General features: G+C 63.7%; 15 protein-coding genes. All 15 read right to left on the reverse strand.

Translation table 11 applies throughout. The annotated features are described in order from the left end of the window. Positions 1–21: 21 nt before the first annotated feature. The 15 genes from AC0IPL_RS02960 to AC0IPL_RS03030 all read right to left on the reverse strand — a co-directional run bounded on the left by AC0IPL_RS02960 (position 22) and on the right by AC0IPL_RS03030 (position 12,589). Positions 22–600, reverse strand: coding sequence for a hypothetical protein (locus AC0IPL_RS02960; RefSeq protein ID WP_474272107.1), 579 nt, complete (start codon positions 598–600; stop codon positions 22–24). Beyond that, positions 593–1,195 carry a DUF4376 domain-containing protein gene (locus tag AC0IPL_RS02965; RefSeq protein ID WP_474272108.1) on the reverse strand — a complete coding sequence of 201 codons (603 nt, stop codon included), beginning with the start codon at positions 1,193–1,195 and terminating at the stop codon, positions 593–595. Before AC0IPL_RS02965 ends, AC0IPL_RS02960 begins: the two co-directional genes overlap by 8 nt. Then, positions 1,195–1,872, reverse strand: coding sequence for a hypothetical protein (locus tag AC0IPL_RS02970; RefSeq protein ID WP_474272109.1), 678 nt, complete (start codon positions 1,870–1,872; stop codon positions 1,195–1,197). Before AC0IPL_RS02970 ends, AC0IPL_RS02965 begins: the two co-directional genes overlap by 1 nt. Then, entirely contained in the window at positions 1,872–2,201 is a 330-nt protein-coding gene (locus tag AC0IPL_RS02975; RefSeq protein WP_474272110.1) for a hypothetical protein, read from the reverse strand. The genes AC0IPL_RS02970 and AC0IPL_RS02975 overlap by 1 nt, the downstream gene beginning before the upstream one ends. Positions 2,202–2,204: 3 nt before the next feature. Next, the gene (locus AC0IPL_RS02980; protein ID WP_474272111.1) at positions 2,205–2,648 is read right to left on the reverse strand and encodes a hypothetical protein; all 444 of its coding nucleotides are present in this window, start codon (positions 2,646–2,648) and stop codon (positions 2,205–2,207) included. Then, positions 2,648–3,559 carry a hypothetical protein gene (locus AC0IPL_RS02985; protein WP_474272113.1) on the reverse strand — a complete coding sequence of 304 codons (912 nt, stop codon included), beginning with the start codon at positions 3,557–3,559 and terminating at the stop codon, positions 2,648–2,650. Before AC0IPL_RS02985 ends, AC0IPL_RS02980 begins: the two co-directional genes overlap by 1 nt. Continuing rightward, complete coding sequence (locus AC0IPL_RS02990) at positions 3,559–8,838, reverse strand: phage tail length tape measure family protein (protein ID WP_474272115.1); 5,280 nt, start codon at positions 8,836–8,838, stop codon at positions 3,559–3,561. Before AC0IPL_RS02990 ends, AC0IPL_RS02985 begins: the two co-directional genes overlap by 1 nt. A gap of 68 nt (positions 8,839–8,906) precedes the next feature. Beyond that, positions 8,907–9,281, reverse strand: coding sequence for a hypothetical protein (locus tag AC0IPL_RS02995; protein WP_474272116.1), 375 nt, complete (start codon positions 9,279–9,281; stop codon positions 8,907–8,909). Between the two features lie 62 nt (positions 9,282–9,343). Beyond that, a complete protein-coding gene (locus AC0IPL_RS03000) occupies positions 9,344–9,823 on the reverse strand; it encodes a hypothetical protein (RefSeq protein ID WP_474272118.1) in 480 nt (159 codons plus the stop codon). A gap of 107 nt (positions 9,824–9,930) precedes the next feature. Further along, complete coding sequence (locus AC0IPL_RS03005; RefSeq protein WP_474272120.1) at positions 9,931–10,380, reverse strand: hypothetical protein; 450 nt, start codon at positions 10,378–10,380, stop codon at positions 9,931–9,933. A gap of 56 nt (positions 10,381–10,436) precedes the next feature. Beyond that, positions 10,437–10,730 (reverse strand): hypothetical protein, encoded by a 294-nt coding sequence (locus AC0IPL_RS03010; RefSeq protein ID WP_474272122.1) that lies wholly within the window; start codon positions 10,728–10,730, stop codon positions 10,437–10,439. Positions 10,731–10,765: 35 nt separating this feature from the next. Further along, positions 10,766–11,119, reverse strand: a complete 354-nt coding sequence (locus AC0IPL_RS03015) for a hypothetical protein (protein ID WP_474272123.1) — start codon at positions 11,117–11,119, stop codon at positions 10,766–10,768. After that, complete coding sequence (locus tag AC0IPL_RS03020) at positions 11,119–11,574, reverse strand: HK97-gp10 family putative phage morphogenesis protein (RefSeq protein ID WP_474272124.1); 456 nt, start codon at positions 11,572–11,574, stop codon at positions 11,119–11,121. The genes AC0IPL_RS03015 and AC0IPL_RS03020 overlap by 1 nt, the downstream gene beginning before the upstream one ends. 32 nt (positions 11,575–11,606) lie before the next feature. Continuing rightward, complete coding sequence (locus tag AC0IPL_RS03025) at positions 11,607–11,966, reverse strand: phage head completion protein (protein WP_474272125.1); 360 nt, start codon at positions 11,964–11,966, stop codon at positions 11,607–11,609. A gap of 53 nt (positions 11,967–12,019) precedes the next feature. Continuing rightward, on the reverse strand, positions 12,020–12,589 hold the full coding sequence (locus AC0IPL_RS03030) for a head-tail connector protein (protein ID WP_474272126.1): 570 nt from the start codon (positions 12,587–12,589) through the stop codon (positions 12,020–12,022). Between the last annotated feature and the right edge of the window lie 2 nt (positions 12,590–12,591).

Consider the following 12,591-nt stretch of genomic DNA (forward strand, 5'->3'; position numbering starts at 1 on the left):
GGGTTGGAACGTTGGGGAGAGTTACGCCCTGGGCAGAAGCTCGAAGAACAGCGTGTCTGTGCGGTCCCAGCGCGTTTCGGAGCCGCCCGCAGCCGGGCAGCGATATTCCAGGACGATATGCACCCCGACCCGCCCTCGGCGCAGACCTTTCGGCATCTCTATAGGTGTCCGCAGGCGTTCCGGGGCCATGCCGACCTGTGTGATCGGTTTCAGGCGAGAACCGCCCTGGCGAACACCGCGGCTGTCCTCGAACACGCTTGCGCCTTCGACAAAGGTGCAATCGGCGCCCGCCTTGGTCCGCGCCATATACAGCACGATCCAAAGCGGCTCACCTTCTCGCACCGGCTCCTCGACATAGCTGTAGCCGCGCGGCTGGCGAATGATCCGGTTTTCGCCAGCGATCTCATCGATGCGATCGACCAGCTGGGCCAGCCGCTGGTCGATGCGGTCTAGGCTGTCAGGGCTGCGCCAGATCGCCAGTGCCTGATCGCTGATCGGGGTGAAGATTGCCGCAAGCAAAACCAGCACCGCGGCAAAGCCTGTGCGGGCAACCCATTTCAAGGACTCGTCCAGGAAGAACTTGCGGATCGATTCAGACACTTTCGCCCCCAGCCATGACCGCGTCGAACGCGGCACGCACATCGAACCCCGGCACATCCGCATCGGGAAGCGCCGCGATTTGGTCATGCACGCTGCGCTCGGCCGAGAAGCACGCCTGCACATGCTGCGCCACAGCGGCCGCCGCGCCCTCGATCTGCGCTTGTGACAGATCCTGCCAGCCGCCTGGGAACTTCCAGGCAATGGGGGCGGTTACCATGCCTGACTGCAAGCTGGTGACTGCGGAGGTCAGCTTGCGGGCCGTTACCTCATCGGATGGCATCGGGGTGCCCTCCGGCAGAGTGATGCCGCCGGTTTCCGTTTTCCAACGGTATTCAGCCAGCTCCGCTAGCTTCGCGGTGCGGGCCGCTGCCAGTTCCTCCGCCGTCATGTCACGCACGGTCCAGTCGGAGCCACCCCACTCAACCACTTGAAGCGGGCCGGGCACGGGTCTGGCGGGAGCTGCCACGTAGCCCGCATCTGCTATTTCCTCAGCGGTGAACGTGGCCGGGTCCGTGCGGACACGCCCATCCGACAAGCGGATACGGTGCGGGATACGTGCCGGGTAGCCACCCGCATCGCTGTATAGCTGCTGCATCACACAAGTCTCCCATTCGGCTCGAACGCGGCGGTGGCAACGCCCCATCTGTCGTCACGCGTCCAATTTGACCACGCCCCAGGGTTTTCATTGGCAGGACACCCACTCTTGATCGCGACGCGCATGGCGGGATCCCAGGTCACGAAGGCGTTTTCCTTCGCCTGAATCAAGGTGTATCCAGGCGGCGGCGTCACATCTAAGTCAGAGGCCAACGAAGGTGTTCCGTCGAAGGCGAACGACAAGACCGTTGCCCCCGCGGCGTTGGTAACTGCTGGCGGATCAATGGAACTCATGGCACCCTGGAAATCCACAGGAACGGCAAGAGAAAACGCGCAGGCAAATGCTTGATAGTCATCCACTGTGTTCGTGAATGTCGTCTCCGTACCGTCAGCCACCCGAGTAAACACGGCCAACCTGCCAGCGCCTCCGACATTTCCCAACTCAGAAAATCCTGAAATGCTTCCCGGACCAGTTCCGCTTTTCCAACACGTTACAGCCACCAATAGATCGCCCTTCACGAAGGGAATTCCTGTGAAGTCGATTGCCGGAGAAACGCTTGCATCGCCCTCGTAAATCCACGATCCGATCAGCTCAAGCGCGCCGCTCGACCCGCCGCCCACCTGCGCTAGGCTCGCCGCCGGGCCTGCCAGCCCGCCGAGGTTTCGAACTCCGCGCATCACACTGCCTCATCGAAATAGGTGACGGTAAGCTCTGCATCTGACGCGGCGGAGGCCAGCGCTTGCAGCTTGTCACCGGCGCTCAAAGCAAGAGGCCCCGCTAGCATCGACCGCGCGTCTTTGGCCGCAACCGTGACTTGATAGGCCAGCCGGTAAACCGTGTCGGTGTTGCTGCTGTCAGTCCACTGCACGGTGACGTCAACGTCATTGATGCCATCCACGTTGCAAGCCTGGACCTGCAAGACGTGCCGCACGGTGCTTGCGGGCACGGTGAACAGATCAGCGGCGCTGGTGGTCAGTGCCGCGCCAATTACATCAGGGGTCGCCATAGTTTATGCTCCAGTCCAAAGAGAGAAAAGGCGGGCGTTTGCTTTGATCGCCTCGGCGTCAGCACCCAGCGGCGCCCAATTCGCCGGGTCCGCGCTGGGATCAGTCGCGAGACCGCTGTGCGTGGTCCTTGCCCGGTAAGACTGGAAGTCGACCAGAGAATATGCGCCATCGCCTGCCGTGTAATTTGCTTCAGACACCCAAGCGGAAGCCCCCGCAGCCGCCGCAGCAGCAGAGGCACTAGCAGCCGCCGCAGACGCCGAATTGCCCGCGTTGGCCTCGCTGGTGGACACAGCCGAAACCTGCGCGGCAATCCAACTGATGGCCGCGCTGATTTCCTCGGCGAATGTGACCAGCCACGCAAGAAAAGCATCCATGCGCTCGGAGAATACCGTCGGGTTCTGCCGGTTCGGCGCGTCCGGCGGCGTCGTGATTGTCGGTGTGCTCATCAGGTAAGCCCCTCCACCTCAAGTGTTGCGTTGGAAATGTTCGGCCCCGACAACGTGATCCGCCAGTTGCGGAAATAGCCGTAGACCGTGGTGCCGTATTGATCGGTGTCTGCGCCCGCGAAATAGACCGCCGGGGTTGCTCGCACGGTTTCCAGCAGGATCGCCGCGCGGCGGGCGCGTTCGGTCGGCAGCACGAAATCGAAATCCACCAGCTTTGCGAAAGGGCGCTCCACGATAAAAGCGTTGCCGAACTGATCGCGATCCTTGATCGAGTAGTCCTCGATCGAGAAGCTGGTGCCATATTGTGTGATGCCAACGTCATATTCCTGGCCCAGCACGATCTGCCCGACCTTCGGGTCATTGCTGGTGTCGGTCAGGATCAGATCGAACTCCGCCGAGGTATAGGGCGGGATGCTGGCAAACACCGCCTCGCTGCGCACCCGTGTCGGTTCGAAACAGTAGGTGTAGCCATCCACGATCAGCGAGGTGTCAATCAGTGAAACCGTCTCGCTGTAAACCACGCCATCCGTTGCGTCCGTCACCGTCAGCGAAACGCTTTCGCCCGACAGCCCGAAGCAGGTCACCGAGTTTGCCGGAACTGTGAAGTTTCCGAACGTGTATTCGATGGTGTCGCCCGCCTCATTGACGGCCTGGTCGGTGATGTACCGGTCGAAGGGCTTCCAGCGGTTTGTCGCACCGATTGCCAGCCAGTGGCTCTGATCCGTGTCCGTGGTCGGATCCGTGCCGGTGTGGTCCTGCACCGCCTCATAGATGCGGTGCGTGGTTGTGCAGATTACCCGGTCGCCCGTGGTGTAGGCCGTCGCCATGCTGTGCTCGGGATAGTCGTCCTCCAACAGGTTCGCCGCGATGATGTTGGCATCAGTGATGGTAATGGGAATGGCGATCCGCATTATGCGCCCTCCACGATAGTGACCTTTTGCGGGATGATGTCCCGCTGCCGCGCAATTCGGGCCGTCTGATCTGTGTTCTTGGCGATCTGGGCTTGTGCCTGCCGGCTCTCCGACCGAAGTTCTGCCACTTCGCGGCGCAGGCTGCGCAGCTCATCCAGAAGCGGCCCCATGTCCATGCCCCGGCCAGATGGCCGACTGTGGTCCACAACAGTCTCGTTGGGGTGCAGCATTGCCATGAACCCGCCCTTACCGTCCAAACCGCCAGAGCGCGTGCCGGTGCCGGTGAACCCGCCGCCGTCGAAGCTGGGAACCCCGCCCAGATCCTCAATCCGTTTCCGCCACTTTTCGATCTGAGCCTGCGCTGTATTGAGCGACTTATTGTGTGCAAAGATCTGGTCTTCCAGCCCGCCGTCGTTCCAGAACTGATCAAGCCAGAACTGCTTGGCGCCGACCGTCAGATAGTTCGTTCCGTGGTTGAGAACGCCAGTAGCTTTGTACTGGATCTTCCCGTCATCACCGACCTGGAGCATAGCGTCCGCATTGCCATTGCGGAGCCCAGCCCCGGACCGCCCTTCGAGCGCCTCGATAGCCTGAACAATGCTCCCAACATTCGACCCGCTGGACGCGATAATGCTTGCCGCATCTGTTCCCTTTGCTTGCAGGTCAGCGATCTTGGCTTGGTTCTGCGCAGCCTTTTGCTCCGCCTTCAGCTGCCCTGTGAGGCTGTCGATCGAGGTTTTAAGGGCACCCATCGGGTCGGCAATGCCGTCCTGCAAAGCGCCTCCGAACCAGTCTTGCAGATCACTGGACGGGTCAAACTCGAACTCGCCGCCGACCTTGATCCAGCTTGTGGTCGCTTTGCCGATTTTCTTCAGGATGCCAGCCGCCGCGTTGCTGCCCTTGATCTGGCCTTTCAGCAGGGCGGTGCCCGTAAACACGCCATCGGTCAGCAGGTCGCTAAGCCCCTGCGGCGTCCCGGCCCTGATCTCGGCAATCAGGGATGCCGCGCCGTCCAGAACTTCCCCGGACATCAGTTTGGCGAGGTTCACCTTCGGCTCAAACAGCGAAAGATCGAGAACGGCGATCCCGTTCATGGCCTCTCCAGCAAGCAGGAAACGCAGGCCCGGTGTCAGATCCTCATCGCGGAAAATCAGGTCGACCAGCGTTTCCATCGAGCCGCCTGCCGCCTCGATCAGCTTTTTCAGCGCGGGCGGAATATCCGCATCCGGCACCAGGTCCAGGACAAGATCAAGGTTGTGCTTGAGGTAGTCATAAGACAGCACCTCCGCCGCCTCGATCACATCTTGCAGGCTGTCGAGCGTGCCGTTCAGCCCCTCCAGCGCATCCGCGGTGAGGTTGCCGGAAACCAGCAGCGCTTTCATCTGTTCCAGCGTCTGAACCTGCGCCTCGTAGAGATTGGCCAGATACTGATCTTTGCCGCCCTCGAACCCGGCGATCCCGGCTAAGAGCTGCGTGTCCCGCTCAACCTGGATGGCCGCACGGCGGTAATCGACAAGGCTGCTCGCACTGCCTTCGACTGCCGACAGATAGGCCTTGGCTGTGCCGATGAAGTCACCAGCAGCAGACTGATCGCCACCGCGCGCCGCGCTGAACACATCGGAATACCGCATTGCCGAGGCCTCCAGCACCTGCGCCGGGCTCAGGCCGCCCAAAGCAGTCGTGCGCAGGTCCGTCAGGAAGGCGCGCAGGGTTTCAGCGGTCCGGAGCCAAAGCCGCGAAGACGCCTCCATGGTCCGCGCCAGATCGCTGCGCTCCCGGATCTGTGCGTCAATCTGGCCGGTCGCCTCGGCAATCATAGACGCGACTTCCGGGCTGAAGCCGGAGAGCGGGTCCAAGACACTGCTCAGCGCACCGGACAAGCCGATCAGGTCGGCATAGAGCTGGCGGCCAGCCTCCGAGGTCAGGTCGATGGCCTCAACGATGGCGCGGAATTCCTCGCGGCTGTTCGGCATCGCGACGCCCAAAGCCTCGAACTGGTCGGCGAGGCGACGCAGGGTCGTTTCCTGACGCTCCGCCTCGCTGTAGAAGTTGGCCCAATAGGCTCCGATCTGCGCGCTCATGTTTTCCGCGCCGCCGAACGCATCGACAAGACTGGATGCCGCATCGCCGCCCGCCAGGGACGTTTCAAACAGGGTCTGGTTCAGCACGTCCATGGCGTCGTTGACCGCCAAGAGGCTACCGCCGAGGCGCTGTAAAGCCTCCAGGTGGGTTTCGTTGGACCGGATGTATTCTTCCTCGGTCAAGATCAGCTTCGCCATCTCGTTGGCGGTCTTGTCGATCTGATCCTGAAGCGCCTGCTGGATCTCCGCCTCGCTCTTGCCGTTGGTCCACAGCGAAAACACGACCTGTTCCATGTCCTTCAGACCGTCCGTGCTGAGGTCCAGCGCGCCGGAGAGGTCCAGAACAGACTGCGCCGCGGCCTTCATGGAGGTGTCCAGCGCCTCCGCCATTTCCTCGGGCAGTTCTTTATGGACCCATTTGTCGCTGCGGAACGCACCGCCCTTGTAGAAGTCGAACATGCGCCCGCCATCAAGCCCCTGGTCGGACAGGTGCGCGTCGATGCCGCTGCCTCGGTACTCGCGGGAGAAGCCCTTGACCAAGACGGCCACGCCTGCGGCGATGATACCGAGCGCGGGCAGCGCGGCGCCGAGTGCGCCGGCAGTGAAGCCGGAGGCGCCCGATACCAGACCGCCGAGGTTGGCAAAGCTCGCGCCAAGACCACCGCCAGAGAGGATGCCGCCTAAGCCCGAAGCGAAACCGGACAGTGCGGTTCCGCCGCTGAGCAGGTTTGCACCGCCGCCCAGCAGGTTCAGCAGACCGCCACCGGCAGCGCCTGCGACTTGCGCCGCACCGCCGCCGCCTTGGACCAGCTGATCCAGTCCAAGGAAGCCGGTGATCGAGGCGACCACGGGCAGCACGATCTTTGCATGGGCAAACTGGTAGGCGATGTCGCGCAGCATGCCCTCGATCGTGTCGCCGAGGCTGCCACCCTCGAATGCCGTGCGGGTGATTTCCTGCGACCACTGCGACTGCAGCTCCTTCACCCGCTGCATGCGTTCTTCAGCTTCGTCCAGCTGCACCAGCTGATCCGCCAAGAGGTTGATCTGCGCCTTGGAGACCTTGCCCCCTTCCTTGCCGAGACGCTGCTGTACAGTGATCAGGGCCTCGTATTTCTTCCGCTGGTCACCGGTCATTGAGAGAAGATTCTGCCGCTGCAGGATCTCGGCCTGCAGGCCTGCAACTGAGTTCTTGCTCGCCGCGTCCGCGCTCTTGGAAGCTGCCGCCCCTGCCCTGGAGACGCTGGTCAAGGCGGAGGCATTGCTCCTCAGCGCAGCCTCATATTCCTGCAGCTGCGCTTTCTGCTCATCCGTCAGCCCGTAATCGAACCCAAATGCGCGCTCTGAGGCCGAGCGCATGGTTTCCTCAAGACGGCGGACCCGCGTTGCGACCAGTTTGTCTGCAGCATTCATGCCCGCGGTAGAGACCTCGAAATCCAGCTCGGACATCGCGTCAGCAAACGGAACAGAAAGCGAGGCCATGGCCTGCTGTAGCGCCATCACATTGCCCGCCGCCCGCAGGAAGTTCTCAGCCACCTGGCTGGCCGAAGCCGCCAATCGGTCGGACTGGTCCCCGGCGTTGCCCACGTTGCCACCAAGTTCGCCAGTGGTCGTCTCGACCTTGGCAAACACGCGGTGGGCCTCGGTCGCCTTGACCGCGAGATCCAGCACCTCATCGGACAGCTTTGCGCCTTCGGTGACGCTGCTGGAGATCGCATTGGCCACCCGTTCGGAGGCGGCGGCAACCTCCTCGGGGGTCTTCGCCTGCGCCAGCTGATCAAGCGCGTCCCTGAGCCGGTACGCCTGGGCGGCGGACATGCCAAAATCTTCTTGAAGTGTCGCGGACGCCGCCGCCACAGCCTCCTCCAGCGCCTTCACCTCGGACGGCAGCGGCGCCATCCCTGCGGCAATCGCATCCTGCGCTTCAAGGAAGGCCCGGCGCGCACTGCTCAGATCTCCGATCGCGTTGCGCAGCGAGAGCAACTGCTCCCCAGCCACGTCAGCGGCATTCGCCAGGGCGTTCTCCACCTGCTGCCTTCGCACCGCGACCAGGGCACGGTGCAACTCCCAGACCGCCCGCGCATTCTGACCGTATTCCTCCCGCAGATCCGACAGCGCGGTCTGGGCGATATCGGCCGTGCGGTCAAAATCCCCCGCCGCCTCACCCAGCGCATCAAATGCCTCGGCCAGAGCTTCGGTCTTGTCTTCGGCCCCCAGCGCGGACATGGCCCATTGCCCGAGCGCCGCGGCCCCCGCGATGACGCCGATGGTCACCAGCGAGGTCGGGTTGATCACCGACAGGAAGGCGCCGCCCAAGGCCCGCACCGAAGCGGCGCCCCCGCCCATCTGGTTCAGCACCTGCGACACCTGCGTGCCCTGCTGCAACGCGAGCATGAACGGGCTTTGCCCCGCCGCCATCATCATGCCGATGTCGTTGAACTGGTACGCGAGGTTGGCCGTGTGATGGGTCGCGGTCTGCGCTTGCTTGCCATACATGGCCGCCGCGCCACCGGTGCCGAGGTACTGCTTTTCCGCCATGGCAAGCAGGGAATTGGCCTCGCGCTGGCTGATCACCCCGGCGGCAAGGGCCGCGTTGGTCTGGTCGAGCACAGCCTCGTAGCGTTTCGAGGACGCATAGAGCGGATCTATGCTGGCCCGGGTGGTCTCATAGGCCGCGCGCATCCGCTGCGCTTCCTTTGCCGCCTTCTCCTGCGCCTCCGCCGCCTGCTGGGCGGCCGGCGCAAGGCCGAGGTACTTCTGCGCGGCCTGCTCCAGGAACCGGTTAGCCTCCGATTGCGTCACGATACCGGACCGCACGGCCCCCTCGATCTGTGCCACCGCGGCCTCGTACTGCTTTGAGGAGGCAAAGACGGGATCGATCGAGGCGCGCAGCCGGTCATAGGACTGCGCCTGCTGATCCAGCAGCTTGGCCCAGTATTTCGCAGAGGAGGAAGAGCCCTTGGTCGCACGATCGACGCCTGTCAGCGCGTTGATATGCGCCTGTGCCGCCGTGGTGGTCTGGTCAAAGCTGCTGCCCCAGGCGCGTGCGGCGGTCTCGGAGGATCGGACCGCTTCGCGCGTGGTCTTCTGAAAGACCCCCTCAAGGCTGGTCAATGCCGAGCGGGTTTTACGCACCCCCGTTTCAAACCCGGCCGCATCAAAAGAGGCAGATGCCCGGACAGCACCGATATCAATCGCCATGCCTAATCCTCATGCTGAATGACGCTCAAAAACGTGGCCACCCGCCCGCGATCGGGCGCGCGGCCTGCTTATGTGCCCGCCAGGGCGCTCAAACCTGCCTTCAAATTCTGGGAGACCCGGCGACGTTCCGCCGGGATGCCGGGATCCTCCTCCAGGCGGTCCTCGTAGGCTGGCGAGACCTTCATCGGTTCACAGCCGCGGGTCATGCCCTCGACATAGGCCACGCTCATCGCCCGAATCTGGCTCGCCTCCCACGGCTCAAGCTGGATGCCCGCGGCGCGGGAGAAGGCGTCGATCTCGGACCAGCTGTGCGGGGCAGCGCCGCCCATCGGCTCGAACGTGCACCAGCCAAGCCCCTCCGGCCCCATCATGTCCCGCAGGTACTCGACCCCGGTGATATCCGGCAAACCAAGGTCGAGGCCTTCGTCCAGCCACATCTGCATGCGGCTGGTCTTCCAGTCGTCAGGACGGGCCGCGAGAAAGCCTGCCTGGCGGGCATAGAGAGTCAGCCTGCGAAGCCGTTTCCCAGGTAGTTCGAGCGCTTGGAGGAGAACTCCGCCAGTTGCTCCGCAAAGGACTTCTCATCGCTTTGGGCGTTGAAGCGGTTCAGGTTCAGGAACCATTCCACATCCTTGGTGGTGGCAGGCTGATCGCCGCGGTGGATGTTCTTGAAGCCGCAGACCTGGCAGGAGAGCGCCTCGACCATCCGCTCGTGCAGATCATCGAAGGACAGATCCTCATCCTTGTCGGCCTCCGCCGCCTTTGCCTCGCCGTCGGCCTGCGCCCGGGCCTTCTGCAGGGCGCGCCGCGCCTCGCGCACCGATGGTGCCTCGGCGCCCTTCACGATCACGATGCAGGGCTTGCCATTGTCTGCAAACGGATCATCGGGGTTGTCAAACAGCGGCTTACCGGTGGCAGGGTGCCGGATATGCAGCTCGGCGCCTTTTTCGGCTGCAGAAACACTGTCGAAAGCATTGAAGTCCATGGGTAAATCCTTTTGAGGTTCCGTGGTTCAGATGGGCCGGGGGAGTGAACCACCTTCCGCCCGGCCCGAGGTCCGCCCCCGCCTTGGGAGGAGGAGGCAGGCGCGGATCAGGGGACTGCTTTTTCGAGGATCGGATCGGGCGTCAGCTCGATGTTGGTCGAGGCGGTGACCACGTCATCCACCCCGCCGATGTTGGGCTTGAACGACATCACCAGGCCGGTGAGGTAGTAGACCGTGCCATCCTGCAGGGTGACGGAAAAGTAAGCCGGATCATCGCTTTCCAGCGCGGTCTTCATGTCGATCTGGCCGAGGTCGCTGGGATCCAGCGCAAGGGAGGGGCTGAGCGCGCCGTTGTTGTAGCTGCCCTTGCCCTTCTTGGTGCCACGGGTGGCCAGCGGGTTGTGGGTGACAAGCGCCCATTCCTTGCCGAACTCACCGATGTTGGTGATCTCGCCAACGTTCTTGAACGTCAGGGCGTCGAACCCCGTGACGTCATGGGTGGCAGGCGGCGTCAGCGAAATGCCAAGCGTCACGCCGGAAGCAGTTTGGTGTCCCATATCGGGCTCCTTTCAGGATTGCAGTAAGCGCCCCAGGCGGGCGCAGGGGTGGAAACTCAGGACGCGGCGTCGAACACGGGTGTCAGGCTGTCGGCAAATTCGGCCATGACCTCACCGGCGGCTTCGGTGGCCTCTGCAACCGTGCCGCGGTAGGTGACGCCGTTCTCCAGCGTGAACTCCAGGCACTCGCCGGGCTTGGGTGCCTGCCCCTTGAACATCGCCACCGGATGCCCGGGCGTGTTGTCCTTCAACGGTAGCCGGGTGAGGGTCACGCCCTCGACCACGCGGGGCGCGGGGGCGCTTTTGGCCATAACTTCCTGATCCGCCGGGGCGGGTGTCTTCGTGCTCATCAGAACAGTCCTTTTGAGGTGGGTGGGTGAAGAGGTTAGTCGCGGCAGGTCAGCGCAAAGGTCAGGGAGACCCGCTGCGCAGCGTCTGCGTCCTTGCTGAACCCATCCCGCAGGGCCGTCAGGCGCGTGCTCAGAACCGGCCCGCCCCTGTATCCCTCCAGCGCAGAGCGCAATGCGCGGCTGATCGTAAAAGCATCGTCAAATTCAACGGCCCAGCAGTCGATCTGGACAGCCGCCCGCATCAGCCCGAGGCTGCTCAGCGTGTGCTCGCGCCGCCCGCCGACCCGAATGATCGTCACCCGCGGCATCGTCTCGCCATCACTGAAGTAGCCCCATTGGACCGGGCAGCTCAGCGCGCCGCGCAGAAGTGACAACAGATGTTTTTCCATCACCTGCTCCGCTTCGCCCGGCGCGCCATGGTCGCCTCCAGCTCGCCGCGCAACGTCGACGCCAGCCCTTCGATGATATCTCCCCGGTTCGCTTCCCATGCCGGAGTCAGTGACGGCGTCGGCGGTGTTGCACCCACGAACTTGCCGATCTTGTGGTACCTCGGCGCGGTGCCCCATTCGAGCAGATGCGCATGGGGCGCCGACCGGGTCGAGCCGACAAACATCCGGACAGCATTCGGCCCGATCTCCGGCGCACGCTGACCGCGCTGCAGCGTGGCCGAGACCGCAAAAGCGCGCTCATCCGACCCCGGCCAAAGCTGGTTTGCCATCGCGGCAACCGGCTTCAGCTCCTTTGCCAGCGCCCGGCGCACAACCGCCTTAGACGTGGCCTTGGGCAGCTCCGCCAGGATGGTGTCGATCTCCCGAAGGCCTTCGATCTTGAAACTCGCCGTCATTCAATCACTCCCGATCGATCTGAAGTTGCGGCCTAGGACAGGCTGCTTTCCACAACGAGGTAGATCCATCGCCGGTCCGACAGCGCATCCACCTCGCGCACGTCGTAACGCGTGCCCGGCAGCGGATCCGCCTCACCTGCCCCGTCCGGCGATCCATGGCGCAGCGTGCGCATGCGATAGCCTGTATCGATGTCCAGGGCTGTCCCCATCTTGCGGATGCGCAGCTTGAACACCGCCCGCCCCTGCAAGCGCGCGGCCTCGACCGCCTCACTGCCGCGCATGTAGATGACCTCGGCCCGGCAGGTGCGGATCTCGGTCCAGACCCGTGTCTTGCCGTTCAGCCCCGTGCTTGCGACCTGGTCGGGTCGATCGAACGCAACCCTCTGGCGCATGGCCACGAACCCGCGCCCCCTGCGCGCCGAACTGCGCGGCATTGCCCCCGCCATCAAAGCACAACCCGCCAGCGGGCCAGCAGCGTGTTCACCGCCGCGGGAAGGTCATTCCCCGACCCGCCCATCTGCGGCGCATCGCGGTGCTCGTACCAATGGGCGACCAGCATCTGCACCGCCACCTTCAGCGCCATCGGCACCTCGGCGGCACCGCCAAAACCCGCCGTGATCGAGATCCGCACCGGATAACGAACCGGCTGCAGCGCGGGCAGCGGGTATCCGCGCGCCCAGGTCAACTGGGTGCGGCGGGACGGGTATCGATCCAGATCCCAGGCACTTGCAGGCAATTCCTGTTCCACCCCGTTTGGGTCGAGGTAGCGAACAACAACGGATTGCACCGGCTCCAGCGGCAGGCTGATCCGCCCCGGCCAGGCCTCCAGCTCCAGCAGCCATTCCTGTGTCACGATGGCCCGCCCGAGGATCCCGGACGGGCCGTTGAGGTAGTCAACCGCGGCCGCGATAAACCCTTCGATCAGCTGATCGTCTTCCACGTCGTCAGCCTCGACAAGGCAGTGGCGTTTCGCCTCCTCCAGGGTGACAGGCAATTCAGCCGGTGGGGTGCTCATCG

The organism is Leisingera sp. SA32 (assembly GCF_056033425.1).

Coding starts and splice junctions, on each gene's coding strand:
- AC0IPL_RS03025 (WP_474272125.1), bottom strand. CDS start 11,966: ATGCGCCAGAGGGTTGCGTTCGATCGACCCGACCAGGTCGCAAGCACG.
- AC0IPL_RS02980 (WP_474272111.1), bottom strand. CDS start 2,648: ATGAGCACACCGACAATCACGACGCCGCCGGACGCGCCGAACCGGCAG.
- AC0IPL_RS03000 (WP_474272118.1), bottom strand. CDS start 9,823: ATGGACTTCAATGCTTTCGACAGTGTTTCTGCAGCCGAAAAAGGCGCC.
- AC0IPL_RS02965 (WP_474272108.1), bottom strand. CDS start 1,195: ATGCAGCAGCTATACAGCGATGCGGGTGGCTACCCGGCACGTATCCCG.
- AC0IPL_RS03005 (WP_474272120.1), bottom strand. CDS start 10,380: ATGGGACACCAAACTGCTTCCGGCGTGACGCTTGGCATTTCGCTGACG.
- AC0IPL_RS02975 (WP_474272110.1), bottom strand. CDS start 2,201: ATGGCGACCCCTGATGTAATTGGCGCGGCACTGACCACCAGCGCCGCT.
- AC0IPL_RS03010 (WP_474272122.1), bottom strand. CDS start 10,730: ATGAGCACGAAGACACCCGCCCCGGCGGATCAGGAAGTTATGGCCAAA.
- AC0IPL_RS02995 (WP_474272116.1), bottom strand. CDS start 9,281: ATGCAGATGTGGCTGGACGAAGGCCTCGACCTTGGTTTGCCGGATATC.
- AC0IPL_RS02970 (WP_474272109.1), bottom strand. CDS start 1,872: ATGCGCGGAGTTCGAAACCTCGGCGGGCTGGCAGGCCCGGCGGCGAGC.
- AC0IPL_RS03020 (WP_474272124.1), bottom strand. CDS start 11,574: ATGACGGCGAGTTTCAAGATCGAAGGCCTTCGGGAGATCGACACCATC.
- AC0IPL_RS02990 (WP_474272115.1), bottom strand. CDS start 8,838: ATGGCGATTGATATCGGTGCTGTCCGGGCATCTGCCTCTTTTGATGCG.
- AC0IPL_RS02985 (WP_474272113.1), bottom strand. CDS start 3,559: ATGCGGATCGCCATTCCCATTACCATCACTGATGCCAACATCATCGCG.
- AC0IPL_RS03015 (WP_474272123.1), bottom strand. CDS start 11,119: ATGGAAAAACATCTGTTGTCACTTCTGCGCGGCGCGCTGAGCTGCCCG.
- AC0IPL_RS03030 (WP_474272126.1), bottom strand. CDS start 12,589: ATGAGCACCCCACCGGCTGAATTGCCTGTCACCCTGGAGGAGGCGAAA.